This is a genomic window from Paraclostridium dentum (genome assembly GCF_012922555.1).
GTDB classification, from domain to species: Bacteria; Bacillota; Clostridia; order Peptostreptococcales; family Peptostreptococcaceae; genus Paraclostridium; species Paraclostridium dentum.
Genome location: NZ_WIPK01000001.1, coordinates 984,195 through 1,002,304, shown reverse-complemented (window position 1 = coordinate 1,002,304; position 18,110 = coordinate 984,195). Strand labels below are relative to the sequence as shown.

The following is an 18,110-nucleotide window of genomic DNA, read 5'->3' as shown; positions in this document are numbered from 1 at the left end:
ATACTTATATATAAATTTAAAGCCTCTATTATTTAATAGAGGCTTTAAAAATGTAAGGGTACTTTTATATTAAAATTTATATATAGATTATTAGGATATTAAACTATTCTATACACTATGTAACAAAAAAGTTTTTAATTCTTACAAAATTGACATTTGATAAATATATTTTATGTATTTATAATATTGAAGGGATAAAATTAGATTAAGGAGACATTTATGAATAAACTTCATTATTTTTTTAGAACTTCAATAGAGAGAAATAACTTTTCTAATTTTGGAGTCATACATTTAATATTGTTGGGGATAACTTTGCTAGGGATAGTAATTATTATTAATAAAAAAAGAGAAAATAGATTATTTGAATTATTTATAGGAATAGCGCTATTAATTCAACAAACAACATTATATTTATGGTACATTAAAGGAAATTACCATTTTGTACAGGAGGGATTGCCACTGTTTCATTGTAGGATAGCTATAATTTTGATCTCCATTGGCATGATATTTAAAAAAGATTTCATGATGAAAATGGGATCATACTGGGGTATATTTGGGTCGATTTCAGCATTATTATTTCCAGGACTTGATCCATTTGTTTTTCCTCATATGACCCAATTTTCATATTTTATAGGACATATTTTGTTGCTTTGGGGATCTATATATTTACTAACTGTAAAAAAGGTAGGTATGAGTAAAATTGATTTTAAGAAAGTATTTATTATAACTAACTTATATCATATAGCTATGTTTAATATAAATAATTTAATAAATTCAAATTATGCATATATGAAGTCATCTCCAATTGGCATAGGCAATAAATTAAATCCAATTTTATATGGATTTGTAGTTATGATGATATTTAACTCGATTCTAAGTTTAGAGTACTTTGCTCTAAACAAGAAAAAAGAATCTGTAGTAGAAGAATGCTATGAAATGGAATTAATAAAAATATAAAAACCAAAATATAATCCTATAGAAAAAAATTTTTGGTATATACTTAGAATATGTAGAAAAATTTTTTCACAATTATACTAAATTTAGAATAGATAATATTAACTATACTTATTATTAGGAGAAGAATAATGCAAGAAATAAAAAATGCAATTATACTATTACTACATTTCTTCGCTTTTTTAACTTTATTTTATTTACTTTCAGAACAATACATGGTTGCAATAATGTTATTAGGACTAGCTTTACTTGGGTTTAGTGTTATAAAATATAGTAACAACGATGTAAAATAGTATTTACTAACTTAACTAGACCCAGGAAAATAAAAAAATTAAAAATGAACTTAAAAAAAGTAGGAGCATTATGCTTCTATTTTTTTATTTATATAGCATATCAATAAAATAGTATTTTTTTGATATGAAGATACATAGAATTTAAATACATAGAATTTAAATAGATAAAAGTTTAAAAAGTTATAAATTGGTACAAGCTTAAACCATCGAACAGATAAATCCAGTATGGGAGGATGAATAATGAAGTATTCTATAAGAAATATAGATTTAGAAAGCGATAAAGATTTTATACTAGAAAGTCATTGTAAAATTAACTTTAAATGTGAAAGCAAATGGACTGCTGAATGTGGATACGATAGGTATAGATCTAAGTGGTTTTCAACAGACAATCCAAGTAAATTTTTAAAAGCTTTAACAAAAAGTTTGAAAGAAAGCAGAGCATTAGGGTTAATAGTTCAAGACGGAGTAAAGAAAATAGGATATTGTTGGGTTAGCTTTTATGATATTAAGGACTATGATATATCAATAGCAGAGATTAATGATATTTTAATTATTGATAGTTATAAAAATAAAGGAATTGCAAGTTTTTTAATTAAGCATGTAGAAGAACAATGTAAAACAAATGGAGCGAAAGTTTTAAGATCGGGAACTGGTATAAACAATTTAGCATCTATAAAACTACATGAAAAGCTAGATTTTCAAACATACAGGGTAGAGTTTGAAAAAGTTTTATTATAGAGTTTACTAAAATAAAATTTAAAATAAGGTTAAAATAAGGTAAACTTATATTAACCTTATTTTATAATAAAATACTATTTAGGTAAATCTAATTCAGGAGTAAGCAAAATGAAAAAAAGATTAAGGTACCTAGTAATCACAATATTTATAATGATTATGGGCATGTTATCAAGAAAATACATGAATATCTTTCCTAAAGTTATTGCTCCCTTTGTAGGAGATATGTTATGGGCTATGATGGTATATTTTGGATTGAGATTTTTAATTCCAAAATTAAAATTAGTAAAAACTTTAACACTAGCTATAATTTTTTCTTTTTCTATAGAAACAAGTCAATTATACCAAGCTGACTGGATAAACAATATAAGAGCTACAACTCTTGGAGGGTTGGTATTAGGACATGGGTTTTTATTTGAAGACTTAATCAGCTATAGTTTAGGTATAGTTATTGGATGTTTATTAGATTACTTTTTATGTGATAAGAGATAATACAATATTTTATAAAGTCTAAAATTGATATTTAGATGTTCAGTATGTGTCATATTGATGAAAAATTCATGCTGAATATCTAAAATCAAATATATTTCATTCTTGTGAAAACGTTACACGATAAGATTGACAATTAGCACATAAAAAATATACAATTTAAGTATAGCTAAAAAAGGGGGACTGCGATATGAATAAGATAGAAAAATTAGTTAAATTACTAGAGGAAAAAGATTTAGATGCAATTTATTTAACTAATGATCAAAATGTTAATTACATATCAAATTATAATGATGAAGACTCATTTTCAATTATATCTAAAAAAGGAAATTTTTTGATAACTGATACTAGATATATGGAGTTGGCAGAAAGTCTTTGTAAAGGGTTTGAATTAGTTAATTGGCATTTATTTGACAGAAACATAGGTAAAGCAGTTGAATATGTATGCTTAAAAAATAATATAAAAACATTAGGGTTTGAAGGATCTAATTTAACATTTGAAAAATATAAATCTTTTAAATCTCAGCTAGATAAAAGTAAAATAAATTTAGTGTGTTCAGATGGGCTTATAGAAGAATTAAGATATGTTAAAAATCAAGAAGAAATAGATAATATAAAAAAAGCTTGTGAAATAGCAGATAAAGCATTAGAAGAATTAATTCCACATATAAAGGTTGGAGTTACAGAAAGAGAATTAGCAGCTAAATTAGAATATTTTATGAAAATGAATGGAGCGCATAATTTAGGATTTGACACGATATTAATATCAGGAGCAAAAACATCTCTGCTTCATGGAAAACCAAGTGATAAAAAGATTGAAAGAGGAGATTTACTGCTTATAGATTATGGGGCAATGTACAATGGATATAGATCTGATACTACAAGAACTTTTATAGTTGGGGAAGCAAATCAAAAGCAGATAGAATTATATGAGTTAATAAAAGAAGCTCAACTTGTAGGAATAGAGAATATGAAAGATGGTGTTCATGCAACAGTTCCAGATGCTAAAATTAGAGAAGTTGTTAAGGAGTATGAACAATATTATTATAGAGGGTTAGGACACGGTATAGGCAGAGGATTACATGAAGAACCTTTCTTAGGTAATTATGGTACAAAAACTCTTAAAGAAGGCTGCGTTGTAACTATGGAACCTGGGGTATATTTCCCAGGATGGGGAGGAATTAGGATTGAAGATACTGTTTTAGTAACAAAAGAGGTACCTCAAATACTAACTAAGTTTCCTAAAGAATTAATGATATTGGATAAATAATTTTTTATTAAACAAGCATGGTATAAAATTTTACCATGCTTGTTATTTTTATTAATGTTGTTATGAGATATAGAAAAATTAGACTTATTTTTGTAAATAACTTAATACATCTTGGGAACTATAATTGAAAAAAGTATAGATAATATTAAAGGAAGATATATATGAAAAAAATATTAGTTCCAATAAAATCAAAACTTAAACCAGTAGAAGTCAACGAAGAAATAAAAAAATTTAAATATGTACACAAAAGTCCATATAGTCAGACGTACTATGATACTGATGATATATCATGGGAGCATAAAGCAGAAAATAGTCTTAGGATATCAGATCATTGGAATTTTGAATCTCATGGAAAGATACATTGTCAATTATGCAATACAGGTGAGTATATAGAAAATGAATGGATATTAGCACAATATAAAAACGGGAAATATCATATTTTAAAGAACTTTGGAGAAGGGGTTGATGGATATATATTTAAGTCCGTTAACAAAAATGAGGTTGACTTAATTAAAAATTTATATGAAATAGAAGGAATTGAAAAAACTTACAATTGGTATAAAAATAATAATGTAAATCCTCCATTTTCAAGAGAAGGATACTTAAAGAATATTAGAAAACTATCAAAATATATATCAATAGAAAGACTTAGAAAGTTTAAAAGTAAAAAACCTAAAGCAAAAAAAATTATATTTATAGAAGATAGATACATGGAAACTGTAGCAAAAATAATTGATATTTACAATAAAAGTGAAGATCTAAATAAATTAACACAAAGTTCTGAGGGAATGCAAATTTTAAAAAAAGAGTACAATGCATATGAGTTAGAGCGAGAAAAAGAAGAGTCGATAAAAGAAATATATACTTTAATTTTAGAAAATAATATATGCATTGATTTCGTATAAATAAACTATTAAAAACAAAAAATTATTTTTAAATTGACAAGCATAAATTAAAATCACTATACTTATAGTAAATAAACATTTGAAAATGAAGTCATGAAGGCTTTTAGCTTTCATGGCTTTTTTTGTATTTAAAAAGGGGGATAAAATGAACCAAGTAGAGTTTTTTAACCAAATAGCTAAAGAATGGGATAGTATAATTGAAGTGGATGAGGAAAAAATCAATACACTATTATCAAAATTAAACATAACTGATAATAGTAAAGTATTGGATATAGGAACAGGGACAGGGGTATTAATACCTTTTTTAAAATCATTAAACCCAAATGGATATATAAAGGGTGTAGATATTTCAAGTGAAATGCTTAACGTAGCTAGAGAAAAATTTAGAAATATTGAAAAGGTATCTTTTGAATTAGTAGATGTAGAGAACGATGTAATAAATGAAACCTATGATAGCATTGTTTTATACTCTATGTTTCCGCATTTAAAAGATAAAACAAATACTATTAAAAAACTAGTTGAAAAAAATTTAGGAAAAAGTGGACAACTTATAATAGCACATTCAAACAGTAGAGCTTTTTTAAATAATATGCATAAGGAAAAGAATGAGTGTGTTAGTGAAGATAGATTGATACCAGTTATTGAGCAAAGGTGTTTATTTGAAAAAGTGGGACTTAAAGTAGTAGATGCTTTTGAAGATAATGAGATTTATTACTTAGTTATAAAAAGATGTTAGGGGGATTTAAAATGAAAAGTAAAAAGATAGTTTTATCAGGGCTGTTTATTGCATTTGGAATAATTTTACCGATGGTGTTTCATACGATTAGTTTAGGTGGTCAAATATTTTTACCCATGCATATACCAGTATTAATTGCAGGTTTTTTATTAGGTCCAGTTTGTGGAGGAATAGTTGGAATAGTTACACCTATATTAAGTGGTATCATGACGGGTATGCCGCCTATAATACCAGTTATGCCTATAATGGCATTCGAACTTTTTGCATATGGAATTATAACTGGTTTTTTATTTAATAAAACTAAAAAAATATATATATCGTTGGTAGGCGCTATGATAGGTGGTAGATTATTTGCGGTACTAGGAGCGTATTTAGTTTCATTAACTATAGCTCCACAAGTAAATCCTATGTTATTTGTATTTGGCAATATAGCACAAGCTATACCAGGTATGTTAATACAAATAATCTTTATACCGATTATAGTTAAATTTATGATTAAAAATCTTGAAATTTCAAAGGCTTTAGCTTAACCAAATAAAAAAAGTACATCTATAAATTATAGATGTACTTTTTTTATTTAGGATATATAAACTTTAACGCTTACGAAAAAGTGCGTACTTTTATTAAAGAAGTAAACGGCCTATAATGATTTACATATTAAATCAAAACAAATAAAATTTTAGGAGGAAGAAATGAAGACACTTTTTGATAAAACTAAAATATTAAATATGGAAATGAAAAATAGATTTTTAAGGGGAGCTTTATGGGAAGACTTAGCAGATGAGAAGGGTCACTTAACTCCTGAATTAATATCTATATATGAAGAATTGGCAAAAGGCGGTGTAGGAACTATAATAACTGGATATGCATTTGTTACTAAGGATGAACAACCAAATCCAGGAATGATGGGTATATATGATGATTCATTTATACCAGAGTATAAAGATTTTACGGAAAAAATTCATAATCTAGGATCAAATATAATAATGCAAATAGTTTATGGTGGATTTATGACTAATTTTAATGTTGGAGAAAGAACTATTTGGGGACCTTCAACTATTAAAAATGAAAATACTGGAACATGGGCAAAAGAAATATCTAAAGAAGAAATAAATTATTTAATAAATTCATATGCAAATGCAGCTAAAAGGGTAAAAGAATCAGGGTTTGATGGAGTTGAAATTCATTGCGGTCACGGGTATTTACTAAGCCAATTTTTATCTCCATACTATAATAAGAGAGCAGATGAGTATGGAGGGAGTATAGAAAATAGAGGAAGAATAGTCTTTGAAATATATAAGGCTATGAGAGCTGCAGTAGGTGAAAATTTCCCTATATTAATAAAGTTAAATTCAGCTGATTATGTAAGTGAAGGTGGATTAACACAAGAGGATAGCTTGTATGTAGCAAAAAAATTAGCTGATTTAGGTATTGATGCTATAGAAGTAACAGGTGGGAATGAGTCTATAAAAGAAGTAACAGAAAATAATTCAGGTGCAGCAAGAACAAAAATTGTTGTTTCAAAGGATAGAGAATCTTACTTTAAAGATTATGCTAAAAAACTATCTGAGTTAGTAAACATACCAGTGATAATTATAGGTGGAAATAGAAATTTAGATATAATGGAAGATATATTAAATAAAGATTATGCACAATATTTTTCACTATCTAGACCATTAACCGCAGAGCCTGATTTAATAAGTAAATGGGAAAGTGGAGAAAGAAAAAGAACTAAATGCGTATCTTGTAATCAATGTTACAATACTCCTGGTAAGAGATGCATCTTAAATATAAGAGGTCTTTAATTTCGCTTAACAAAAAGAAATGATTATCCTACTTTAGATTTATTTTAGGAATTTAAAAAATGATTAAGGATAAACTAAAATAATAATTAAAAAGTAGGAGTGAAATTATGCAAGAATATGTAAAAGGTAATCCGATTTTTACAAATATAAATAATACAGATACACAATATAAATATTTAACAAAAAATATAGAAACAGATGTACTAGTAGTTGGGGGTGGAGTAACTGGAGCCATATGTGCATATTATTTAACTAAAAATAATATAAATACTACATTAATTGAAAAAGGAAGAATTGGGCATTTAAGTACAAGTGTTACAACATCTTTACTACAATATGAGCTTGATGATAATTTATCTGAACTTACAGAAGCTATATGTTTAAAGGATGCAATAAAAGCGTATAAGTTAGGATTAAAAGCATTAGATGAAATAGAAAATTTTATAAATGAGCATGGAAATTTTTGTGATTATATAAAAAGAGATACTCTATTATATACATCTAAGCAAAGTGAAATAAAAGCTATAGAAAGCGAGTTTAAACAAAGAAAAGACCATGGACTTACTGTAGAGTATATAGATAAAAGCAACAATCCATATAGTTTTGATCTTAAAGCTGGAATAATATCAAAAAATGGAGGGGCTGAAATCGATCCATATAAATTTACAAATCAATTAATTGAAGTAAGTCAAAGAAATGGTCTAAATGTATATGAAAATACAGAGGCAAAAACTATAAATTATATAAATGATGGAGTAGAAATAGAAACTTGTTATGGATATAAAATTAAGGCGAATAAAGTAATTGTTGCTACAGGATACAACACTACTTTATTTACTAACAGAAATTTTGCAACTAAATACACTACATTCAATATAGCTACCAAACCAATTGAAAGTATACATGGATGGAAAGATAATATTTTGATAAGGGATAATTGTGATCCATATAATTATTTAAGAACTACTGTAGATAACAGAATGATTATAGGTGGCGAAGATGTAGAATTTAAATATATTGATGACAATAAATTAGCACAAGAAAAATATGAAATACTAGAGCAAAGACTTAAGTCCATGTTTAAAGATGTAAAAAATATTGAAATTGAGTATAAGTATTGTGGATGTTTTGCTACAACTAAAGATAATTTGGGATTTATAGGGCCAGATCATAAACATAAAAACTTGTGGTACTGTTTAGGGTATGGAGCAAATGGGATATTATTTGCTATTCTTGGTGGTATTATGCTTAGTAAGTTGTACAAAAATGAAGTTGATGAAGATATGAGATTATTTGAAATAAGCAGATTTGACAACTAGATATAAAAAGAAAAAATATGGCAGATAGTATATACTATCTGTCATATTTTGATTTCAGCTATAATTTATATTATAATATAGGCTTTTTAGAATTTCCTCTTACATCAATATCTATTATATCTACTACGTCTTCACCTCTATAACCAACAAGATAGCTAGTCATATTAGCACAAGAGCAAGAATGGTTAGGTATTATTTGAATTTTATCTCCAACCTTTAATGTAGTGTCTCCTATTATTTGGATTTTTCCAACTTCTTCTGAAAGACCTATTATATTAAGTTCATCATGTCCTTTAACCTTTCCAAATCCTGTTATTAAGGCACTTCCGTGAGCTCCCTTATCAAGGCCTAAACACTTACTTCCTACATCAACTATAAATAAATCTTCACTTGGTCTAGATATTATAGTTCCAAGAGCTGTTAAAGAACAATCATCTTCTTTACATATATCTAATGATAATTGTATATTATCATAGAATGGGTAGTTACCAGGTCTTAAAACATCAAGACTAGGATCACTTACTACATCAAAGAATGTAGGCGTGCTTCCTGATGCAACTAAATCTATTTCAAAGCCATTAGATTGTAAAAGCTGCTTAGCTGTACTCATACGTTCAACTTCTTGCTTAGATATAGGTGATACTTCTTCAGGAGAAGCTACGGCATAAACATGACCAGGATGTGTACTTATTCCTATCAATTTTAAGTTTTTAAATTGAGATAATTCTTTAGCTAAATTAGGTGAATTCTCAGGAGTAACACCTAATCTATTAAGTCCGGAATTTATTAATATGAAATATTCCATATTCATATCTTCTTTGACTAATTCATCATTCCATAACTTAGCAGACTCAACATTATCAAAGCTAAGTATTATTCTTGCTTTTTTAGATAGTTCTATAGCTCTTTTAATGTTAGAAACGTTTGCTATTGGATAAGGAAATGTTATTGCTTTAATTCCTGACTCTACAAAAGCTTCTGCTTCATCAATTGTACCAACTAAAAGTCCTTTAGCACCAAAATCTATTTGCATTTGAGCTAACTTAGTTGATTTGTGAGTTTTTGTCATAGGCCAAAGTTCTTTATTATTTTTATTACAAAGGTCTTGAACTATTTTTAAATTATTTTCTAATGCATCTAAATCTAATATAAAGTTTGGTGTAGATAATTCATTTATTTTCATGTTTAAAATCTCCTTTAATTAATATAAATTAAATATAGTTTAATTTATTTGAATAAAATTAACTTATATTTAATTTATATCAAAGGATAATAATAAAGTCAAACAAAATTTTAAAAAAACAAAAAGAAATATATATCTTGAAATTTAAACTCAATTAATATAATCTAAAGTTAAAATAATAAATAAACGGAGAATATATATGAGTGATGTTAAAATAGGCGAAAAAATAATAGAATATAGGAATCAAAAGCAAATGACTATAAAAGAGGTTGCACAGATTGCAGGAGTAACACCTTCAATGCTTAGTCAGATAGAAAGAGGATTGTCAAATCCATCTATAAATACTTTAAAAATGATAGCAAAGGCATTAGAAGTTCCTCTATTTAACTTTTTTAAAGAAAATAAAAATAGCGAGCAATTAGTAGTAAGGAAGGATAAAAGGGTAAAACTTACATTTCCCGAAAATAATAACTTAATGTATGAGATGCTGTCTCCTAGTTCTAATGGAGATATACAGCTTATGTCTATGGATCTAACTCCAAGTACACAAACTTCAGAGGAATTAATGGATCATATAGGAGAAGAGGTTGCTGTAGTTTTAGATGGGACAGTAGATCTACATTTAGAAAAGGAAATTATAACTCTATATAAAGGGGATAGTGTAAAGATACTTCCTCATATGAGACACAAATGGGTAAACAGTTATGAAAAAACTTCTAAAATTATATTTGCAGTAACACCACCAAGTTTTTAACAAAAATTATAAAGGGAGGTATTTTGATATGGAGAAATTGTATTATGGATATTATAAATCACCTATTGGAAATTTAAGAATAGTAGTTGATGAAAATTCTTTAGTAGCTTTAGATTTTAATGAAGATGAAAAGAAACAAAGTGATGAACATAGGTATATAAAAGAAGTTAAGAAGCAGATAGATGAATATTTTAAAGGCACAAGAGAATTATTTGATTTAAATATAAAAATAAATGGAACGGATTTTCAAAATAAGGTATGGAATGAGCTTACTAAAATACCATATGGAGAAACTATATCTTATAAAGAACTAGCAGCTAGAATAGGAAATGACAAAGCTTGCAGAGCTGTGGGAAATGCTAATAATAAAAATAAGATAAGTATAGTTATACCTTGTCATAGAGTTGTTGGATCTAATAAGAAACTTGTAGGGTATGCAGGGGGACTTGAAAAAAAAGAATGGTTGATAAACCATGAGAATAAAGTTACAAAGGAGTAAACATACATTAATCACCCTATTATGAAAATATACATACTATAAAGTATATTTGCTAAATTAAAATTTTTATAGGGGATGAAAATCATTATGGAAATCGAAAAAGACATTTGTACTGTAGATCTCAAACTTAGCAAAAAGGAAATTGAAGCAATAAAACTTAGAGATATAGAAGATTTGAAACCTAAGTTGTGCGCTAAAAAAATGAATTTAAAGATAGATGAATTTGAAAATATACTAAACAATGCAAGGTATAAAATTGCAAAGGAAATTTATTATAATAATTGTATAAAAATAGTTATAGAAGAAGAAATTAAAGAAGATGATGCATTATATTTTACATTTAGATGTGCTGCTTGTGGGACTATATATAAAGTCAATGGGTATGAAGATAAAATAGCATGCCCATTATGTTTGAGTAATAAAGTTATGAGTGCAAAGGAAGCTGGATTTTATAAAAAAAGTTACTAGTAAATACTAGTAACTTTTTATTTTGAAAATTTTACAAATGAGATTATTGACAATGTAACATTGTTTCGTTATACTCAACCTATAACAATAAAACAATGTTACGAAGGAGTGCTGAAATGGATTATAATAATAAAATGTTAAATATAAATGGGTATAGTTCATGTGGTGGTGGTGAATTTCAAGAAGTTAAAATTTCAGGAAAAGGTAAAATAAATAACGATATTAAATGTATTAAATTAAAAATATCAGGAAGTGCAAATATTTATGGGAATGTAAATGCTGAAAATGTTAGTATATCGGGTATTTTAAAAGTAAAAGGGAATGTAAATGCTTTGAATTCGAATGTGAGTGGATTGATTAACATAGGCGGAGGGCTTAAAGGAAATGATTTAAATTGTGATGGAAGTTTAACTGTAAAAAATGATATAGAATGTGAGTCTATAGTTTTAAATGGGTCATTAACTAATAAAAGTTTTATTAACTGTGAAAATATAGAAATCAATTTACAAGGAATGTCAGTTTGCAATGAAATTGGAGCATATAAGGTAAGTGTGTACAATCACAACAGTTCAAAATCTTTATTAAAATTATTTTTACCTAAAAAGTTTAAAGAAAATAAGCTAGAAGCTAAGGTAATAGAGGCTGATGAAATATTTTTAGAGAGTTGTTGTATTAATATTGTTAAAGGTAAAAATGTAAAAATAGGTCCAAATTCTTATATAAATGAAGTTGAATACTCAGAAAGTATTGAAATAGATTCAAGTTCTAAAGTGGAAAAAATAACAAAATGCGAAAAGTAAATATATATTAGGAGGAATCGAATGAACAATAATATAACAATAGCAGGAGATGGATATATAAGTGAAGGTAACTATGACAAAATAAAAGTAATGGGAAATGCTACGTCGAGTGGTAATATAAACACTGATACACTAAAAATAAATGGAGAGGCTAGGTTCAATGGAAATGTACATTCAAAAGAAATGAAGGTAAATGGAGAGTGTCAAATTGGTGGAGGTTTGGAAGCTAAAAATTTAAAGGTAAATGGAGACACAGTTATAGAGGGAGATTGTAAGGTTGAAAACTTAGTTATAAATGGAGACTTATGCGTTTTTGGCACATTGAAGTGTAACAATGTTACAATAAGAGGGGATTTAAAAGTTAACAAAAATATAAATTCAATAAATATGAAAGTATATGGAGATTTAAGGGCAAAAGAAAATATAGAAGGTGAAGATATAAATATATATGGACGCATTAATTGTGAAGGATTGTTAACAGGAGAAAATGTATTTATATTTCCAAAGGGAATAAGCAAATGTAAGGAAATAGGTGCTACCCACATAGAGGTGAATAAACCTAAAAATATTGGATTTTGGAAAGCTAAATTTTCTCTTGGGTATGGATCTATGGGTAAATTGCAGTGTGATATAATCGAAGGAGATTCAATTAAAATTAAAAATACAAAAGCAAATCAACTAAATGGAAATTCTATTGACTTAATTAGCAATTGTGACATTGATACAATAGAGTATAATGACAAATTAGAAATTGGTTGTGATTGTAAAGTTTTAAAACATACAAAGATAGGTTAGGATAGTGATTATGGAAGAAAAATTAATTTCAAAAAAAGACTTATTAATAGAAACTGGTATATCTTATGGGCAACTGTATAGATGGAAACGAAAAAATATTATACCTGAAGAATGGTTTATAAAAAAGTCAACATTTACAGGACAAGAAACATTTTTTCCAAAAGATAAAATAATAGAAAGAATAAATTTGATACTTTCTATGAAAGAAGGCGTATCGTTAGATGATATTGCTAATATGTTTACAGAAAAGAAAGACAATAAACAATTTAATATAGATTACTTAATAGAAAAAAATGTTATTTCGAAATATACAAAAGAAGTTTTTGAATCTATATATATAAATAAAAACATGATAGAAAAGAAGGAACTTTTGATTTTATCAATTATAGAGAACAATATCGTAACATCGGTTATAACTATGGACGAATTAAAAAATATAACGGATATGATCGAAGATAAATTTTCTGAAATGTTTAATAGCAACGGAAAAATTTGTTTATATAGAAAACTAGGTATTCCATTTGTCATAGGATGTGAAGGCGATGAGAACATATATATAGATAAAAGTATAAAAAAGATCTTAGAAGTTGATATAGTAAAAGAAATTAGCAATATAAGTTTAAAATTAGTTTAAATTAGTATATAAATACAAAAAGATGACCTAGTTATAGGTCATTTTTTTATATAATTTTTTTCACGTGATTTAGATTGTGTGTAAACTATGATATTATTAAATTAATAGTAAAAAAATGGGAGGAATAATATGATTTCAAAAGAAGTAGCCTCTAAAGTATTATCAAAGTGTTTGATAACAGGTGGAGATTTTGCAGAAATATTTGAAGAAGATACGATAAGTAATTCAGTAGGTATAATAGATAACAAAGTTGAAAATGCACTAGGTGGAAGAAGTTATGGAATAGGAATTAGGATTTTTAAAGGATTGAAAAGTGTTTATGCATACACTAATGACAATTCAATTTCTTCATTATTAGACACAGCGTATAAAGCAGCGCTAGCACTAGGAAATTTAAATGAAGAAAAAACTATAGTATTAAACAATAGTATAAAGTACAAAGATATACATCCTATAAAATTATATCCAAATTTAATAGATTATAAAGATAAAATAAAAGTAATGAAGGAAGCATATAAAAGTGCTAAAGATTATAGTACAGACATTTCACAAGTAAATGTAACTTATTTAGATAAAGATCAAAAGGTACTAGTAGCCAATACTGAAGGAATATATGTAGAGGATAGACGTATAAGAACTAGACTTGGTATTAGTGCTATTGCATCAAAAGGAAACGAAAATCAAACTGGATTTGAAGGTCCTGGAAGAGCTATGGGATTTGAAATGTTTGAAGAAGTAGACCCCGAGTATTATGGTAAAGAAGCTGCTAGAACAGCATATACAATGTTACATGCTAAAAACTGCCCTGCAGGTAAAATGCCTGTTGCAATAGATAACGGGTTTGGGGGAGTAATATTTCACGAAGCATGCGGACACTCATTAGAAGCTACATCAGTAGCAAAAGGAAACTCTGTATTTTCTGGTAAACTAGGTGAACAAATTGCATCTTCAAAAGTTACAGCAATTGACGATGGAACATTAGCTAACCACTGGGGATCTAGCAATATAGATGATGAAGGAAATTTAACTCAAAAAAATACATTGATTAAAAATGGTATTTTAAATTCATATATGATAGATAAATTAAATGGAAGAAGAATGAATATGCAAGCTACAGGAAGCTCTAGAAGACAAAGCTATAAGTATGCACCAACTTCAAGAATGACAAACACATACATAGCAGCTGGAGAAGATAAAGAAGCAGATATAATAAAATCAATTGATAATGGACTTTATGCGAAAAAAATGGGTGGAGGATCTGTAAATCCAGTAACAGGTGAGTTTAATTTTGCAGTAGCTGAAGGTTACCTTGTTAAAAATGGAGAAATTAAAGAACCTGTAAGAGGAGCAAGTTTAATTGGAAAAGGTAGTGAAGTACTTATGAATATAGATATGGTGTCTGATAACCTAAAGCAAGCTCAAGGTATGTGTGGTTCATCTTCAGGTAGTATACCAACAAATGTAGGTCAGCCTATGATAAGAGTTAAAGAAATTACTGTAGGTGGAAGATCGGAGGAGTAATTATGGAATTTAATATATTTAAAGATCAATTATTTGACAGAGCTAAGCAAGAAGGTTTTACCGATTGCGAAGTTTATTATTCTGATGGAGAAAATATAAGTATATCTGTTTATGAATTTGAATTAGAAAAATATAATATTGATAAGTATATAGGTCTTTCATTTAGAGGATTAATAAATGGTAAAATGGGATATTCGTATACTGAAATTTTAGATGAAGAAGCCATAGATATGTTAGTGAAAAAGGCAAAAGAAGGAGCTGTATCTACAGAAAACACAGATGTGCAGTTTATATATAAAGGTGATGAGAGTTATAGTGAGGTTAAAACTTATTCAGAAAAACTAGAAAATATAGATCCTGCTGAATTGATTGAAATAGCTATAGATTTAGAGAGACAAACAAAAAATTACAGTTATAAGGTTATTAATTTAAGTGGATGCAAAGTATCATACAGTTCATCAAGAAGCTTAATTAGTAATACAAAAAATCTTAATTTAAGTAACAAGAGTAATTTACTTATGGCATATGTAATTCCGGTTATAGAAGATAGAAATCAAAAGCAAGATGGAATGGGATATCAATTAGTTGAAGATATAAAAGATATAGACACTAAGAAAATTGCATCAGATGCAGTAAATGAAGCATTTTCTAAAATTGGGGCTAAATCTATAGAATCAGGCAACTATAAAACTATAATAAATAATGAAGCTATGTCATCTTTACTTGAAACATTTAGTGATGTATTTAGTGCAGAAAGTGCTCAAAGAGGAATGTCATTACTTAAAGATAAAGAAGGTAGTAACATAGCTTCTGATATTGTTACAATAGTAGACAATCCATTATTAGACAATGGATTATCATCAACACCATTTGATGATGAAGGAGTTGCAACCTATAAAAAAGATGTAGTTAAAGATGGAAAACTAATAACTTTACTTCATAACTTAAAAACTGCACACAAAGCAAATACAAAAACTACAGGAAATGGGTTTAAGTCATCGTATTCATCAGTTGTAAGTGTTGACCCAACAAATTTCTATATAGAAAAAGGAAATTTAACTTTCGAAGAACTTGTAAAGGAAGTAAATGAAGGTATAATAGTAACTGACTTTGCAGGTCTTCACTCAGGGGCAAATTCAATTACAGGAGATTTTTCTTTAGCTGCAAAAGGGTATTATATAACAAAGGGAGAAAAATCTTACCCTATAGAACAAATAACTGTGGCAGGAAACTTTTTTGAATTAATTAAAGATATTGAAAATATAGGAAATGATTTGAAATTCCCATTAAGTAATATTGGATCACCATCTGTTATAATTAAGTCATTATCTATAGCAGGGAAGTAATCAAAATATAAAAAATATAAAAAGCACTTAGTATACTAAGTGCTTTTTATATGAAAATAGATTAAACTTCTATTTATTTGTTTGATTTTTATTTTCCTGCCCTAAATATTTGAGTTTTTAAATTAAGTGAAGTTCTGTAACCTGTTGAAAAAGCACTTATGGAACTGATTAAATCATTAGAGTTTTTAGAACTAATATAATCATCAGCTTTTATTATAGATAGGTTGTAAAAACTTAATATACATTGTAGAGTTGCAGTAACATCACGTTGCTCTTTTGGAAGCTCATGGGACTTTTTATTTAATTGGTATATTAGGGAGTTTAAAAAATCAATTTGTTTTTTTACTTCACTTTGACTAAACCCTTCTGTAGAAATAGATTTTATTAATATATACATACTATTATCTAAAAAATCTAGATTTTTAGTAATTTCATTGTTATTTGAAGTTGGCGATGAAATTTCAATAGCAGAAGCGGTATTTATACTACATATAAAAACAAGGAGAGCTATATAAATTATAATTCTTAGTTTTTTTGAGTACATGAATAAACCTCCTTTTCTACAAGTAGTATATGTAGAAATAAGTAAATTATAGGTTCTAATTAATCTATATGATAAGAAAATGTAGATTAATGAATATTAAAATAAATAATAAAAAAGCGGCAAATTATTTCGCCGCTCCATATATTATATTTCTTAAATTAGTTAAAGAGTAATAACCTGTTGAAAAATAAGAAATAGAATCTACCAACTCTTCTGAATAAGAAGTTCTTAAATAACTTTCTGAACTTATAAGAGTTAGTTGATAAAAGCCTAGTATAGTGCTAACGGAGACAGATACATTCTTACTTTCCTTTGGCAGTCGTGAGACTTTTTTATTTAAATCATTAATCAATACATCTATATGCTTTATCTGATTTTGTAAATCATTTTTATTTGGTTTTTTGTTAGAAATATCATTAACTAGTAATGACATTTCATTATCTATAATTCCTAAATCTCTAACGATTTCTTGGTAGACTGATGTTGAATTCTCAGCATTTAAAGCAGAAACCAGGTTTATGTTGCTTGAAAAAATTAACAAAGTTATAGAAAGTATTATACTTAATTTTTTAAAAAGCATATCTACACGTCCTTTCTCAAATAGTATGTGTAGTATTAACAAACTATAATGATGAAAAACTTAACAAAAGAAATTTGTTTTAGCGCGTTTATGTATCAGAGAAAAAAATAGAAGGCTAGAAAAAACCTAGCCTGTATCGGTAAAAAATGCGTTTGACACGATGGTAATACTCAGAAGACTAGCTATATTATGTGGAGTTTTTAAAAAAGATATTCAAAAAATTAGTAGAGTCCTATAATATTTAATGTAACTAAATCTACAACTTATAAAAATGATTTAAATAGTAAAGTTAGTAATATATATAAGTTTGGATATTATTTGTCATGTGCTTATTTGTATATAAATAAATATAAATCATATATAAATTAAAAGGTCACTCCAATGGAAATCAGAGTGACTTAAATAGATGTAAATTTTATTTATATATAAATTTTTATCAATTTAAATCTAGTCTAGAAGGCTTGTCCTACAAGAGCAACA

Annotated in this window: 21 protein-coding genes; 18 read left to right on the top strand and 3 right to left on the bottom strand. The window is 27.1% G+C overall.

Annotation, left to right across the window (positions count from 1 at the left end; translation table 11 throughout):
* Window positions 1–219: 219 nt before the first annotated feature.
* From GFJ41_RS04855 to GFJ41_RS04810, 10 genes are all read left to right on the top strand, one after another.
* Complete coding sequence (locus tag GFJ41_RS04855) at window positions 220–957, top strand: YwaF family protein (RefSeq protein ID WP_170074740.1); 738 nt, start codon at window positions 220–222, stop codon at window positions 955–957.
* A gap of 128 nt (window positions 958–1,085) precedes the next feature.
* Window positions 1,086–1,247, top strand: coding sequence for a hypothetical protein (locus GFJ41_RS04850; protein WP_021431375.1), 162 nt, complete (start codon window positions 1,086–1,088; stop codon window positions 1,245–1,247).
* Window positions 1,248–1,487: 240 nt separating this feature from the next.
* Window positions 1,488–1,985 (top strand): GNAT family N-acetyltransferase, encoded by a 498-nt coding sequence (locus tag GFJ41_RS04845; protein ID WP_035116637.1) that lies wholly within the window; start codon window positions 1,488–1,490, stop codon window positions 1,983–1,985.
* A gap of 108 nt (window positions 1,986–2,093) precedes the next feature.
* Window positions 2,094–2,474 carry a ribosomal maturation YjgA family protein gene (locus GFJ41_RS04840; protein ID WP_114543446.1) on the top strand — a complete coding sequence of 127 codons (381 nt, stop codon included), beginning with the start codon at window positions 2,094–2,096 and terminating at the stop codon, window positions 2,472–2,474.
* 187 nt (window positions 2,475–2,661) lie between these two features.
* Window positions 2,662–3,741 carry a M24 family metallopeptidase gene (locus tag GFJ41_RS04835; RefSeq protein WP_170074739.1) on the top strand — a complete coding sequence of 360 codons (1,080 nt, stop codon included), beginning with the start codon at window positions 2,662–2,664 and terminating at the stop codon, window positions 3,739–3,741.
* Window positions 3,742–3,902: 161 nt separating this feature from the next.
* Window positions 3,903–4,646: a hypothetical protein gene (locus GFJ41_RS04830; RefSeq protein ID WP_035116634.1), complete on the top strand. Its 744-nt coding sequence runs from the start codon at window positions 3,903–3,905 to the stop codon at window positions 4,644–4,646.
* 112 nt (window positions 4,647–4,758) lie between these two features.
* Window positions 4,759–5,382: a class I SAM-dependent methyltransferase gene (locus GFJ41_RS04825; RefSeq protein WP_081949247.1), complete on the top strand. Its 624-nt coding sequence runs from the start codon at window positions 4,759–4,761 to the stop codon at window positions 5,380–5,382.
* An 11-nt stretch (window positions 5,383–5,393) separates the two neighbouring features.
* Window positions 5,394–5,912 (top strand): ECF transporter S component, encoded by a 519-nt coding sequence (locus GFJ41_RS04820; protein WP_170074738.1) that lies wholly within the window; start codon window positions 5,394–5,396, stop codon window positions 5,910–5,912.
* A 162-nt stretch (window positions 5,913–6,074) separates the two neighbouring features.
* Window positions 6,075–7,187, top strand: a complete 1,113-nt coding sequence (locus GFJ41_RS04815) for an NADH:flavin oxidoreductase (RefSeq protein ID WP_170074737.1) — start codon at window positions 6,075–6,077, stop codon at window positions 7,185–7,187.
* 107 nt (window positions 7,188–7,294) lie between these two features.
* Window positions 7,295–8,506 carry an NAD(P)/FAD-dependent oxidoreductase gene (locus GFJ41_RS04810; RefSeq protein WP_206001498.1) on the top strand — a complete coding sequence of 404 codons (1,212 nt, stop codon included), beginning with the start codon at window positions 7,295–7,297 and terminating at the stop codon, window positions 8,504–8,506.
* A gap of 70 nt (window positions 8,507–8,576) precedes the next feature.
* Here GFJ41_RS04810 and GFJ41_RS04805 read toward each other — a convergent pair whose 3' ends face one another.
* Complete coding sequence (locus tag GFJ41_RS04805; RefSeq protein ID WP_170074736.1) at window positions 8,577–9,689, bottom strand: alanine racemase; 1,113 nt, start codon at window positions 9,687–9,689, stop codon at window positions 8,577–8,579.
* A 199-nt stretch (window positions 9,690–9,888) separates the two neighbouring features.
* On the opposite strand from GFJ41_RS04805, the gene GFJ41_RS04800 reads away from it, so the two are divergent.
* From GFJ41_RS04800 to GFJ41_RS04765, 8 genes are all read left to right on the top strand, one after another.
* Window positions 9,889–10,443 carry a helix-turn-helix domain-containing protein gene (locus GFJ41_RS04800; protein WP_170074735.1) on the top strand — a complete coding sequence of 185 codons (555 nt, stop codon included), beginning with the start codon at window positions 9,889–9,891 and terminating at the stop codon, window positions 10,441–10,443.
* Between the two features lie 28 nt (window positions 10,444–10,471).
* Window positions 10,472–10,942: a methylated-DNA--[protein]-cysteine S-methyltransferase gene (locus tag GFJ41_RS04795; RefSeq protein ID WP_035116629.1), complete on the top strand. Its 471-nt coding sequence runs from the start codon at window positions 10,472–10,474 to the stop codon at window positions 10,940–10,942.
* Window positions 10,943–11,029: 87 nt separating this feature from the next.
* Window positions 11,030–11,410: a DUF134 domain-containing protein gene (locus GFJ41_RS04790; RefSeq protein ID WP_170074734.1), complete on the top strand. Its 381-nt coding sequence runs from the start codon at window positions 11,030–11,032 to the stop codon at window positions 11,408–11,410.
* 116 nt (window positions 11,411–11,526) lie between these two features.
* On the top strand, window positions 11,527–12,210 hold the full coding sequence (locus GFJ41_RS04785; RefSeq protein WP_170074733.1) for a head GIN domain-containing protein: 684 nt from the start codon (window positions 11,527–11,529) through the stop codon (window positions 12,208–12,210).
* 21 nt (window positions 12,211–12,231) lie between these two features.
* The gene (locus tag GFJ41_RS04780; protein WP_052169186.1) at window positions 12,232–13,005 is read left to right on the top strand and encodes a polymer-forming cytoskeletal protein; all 774 of its coding nucleotides are present in this window, start codon (window positions 12,232–12,234) and stop codon (window positions 13,003–13,005) included.
* 10 nt (window positions 13,006–13,015) lie between these two features.
* The gene (locus GFJ41_RS04775; protein WP_035116627.1) at window positions 13,016–13,639 is read left to right on the top strand and encodes a DUF4004 family protein; all 624 of its coding nucleotides are present in this window, start codon (window positions 13,016–13,018) and stop codon (window positions 13,637–13,639) included.
* Between the two features lie 129 nt (window positions 13,640–13,768).
* Window positions 13,769–15,160 carry a TldD/PmbA family protein gene (locus GFJ41_RS04770; RefSeq protein ID WP_035116626.1) on the top strand — a complete coding sequence of 464 codons (1,392 nt, stop codon included), beginning with the start codon at window positions 13,769–13,771 and terminating at the stop codon, window positions 15,158–15,160.
* A 2-nt stretch (window positions 15,161–15,162) separates the two neighbouring features.
* Window positions 15,163–16,506 carry a TldD/PmbA family protein gene (locus GFJ41_RS04765; protein ID WP_035116625.1) on the top strand — a complete coding sequence of 448 codons (1,344 nt, stop codon included), beginning with the start codon at window positions 15,163–15,165 and terminating at the stop codon, window positions 16,504–16,506.
* Window positions 16,507–16,594: 88 nt separating this feature from the next.
* On the opposite strand, the gene GFJ41_RS04760 is transcribed toward GFJ41_RS04765, so the two are convergent.
* A complete protein-coding gene (locus tag GFJ41_RS04760; protein ID WP_035116624.1) occupies window positions 16,595–17,050 on the bottom strand; it encodes a hypothetical protein in 456 nt (151 codons plus the stop codon).
* Between the two features lie 124 nt (window positions 17,051–17,174).
* Window positions 17,175–17,630 (bottom strand): hypothetical protein, encoded by a 456-nt coding sequence (locus tag GFJ41_RS04755; protein ID WP_170074732.1) that lies wholly within the window; start codon window positions 17,628–17,630, stop codon window positions 17,175–17,177.
* Between the last annotated feature and the right edge of the window lie 480 nt (window positions 17,631–18,110).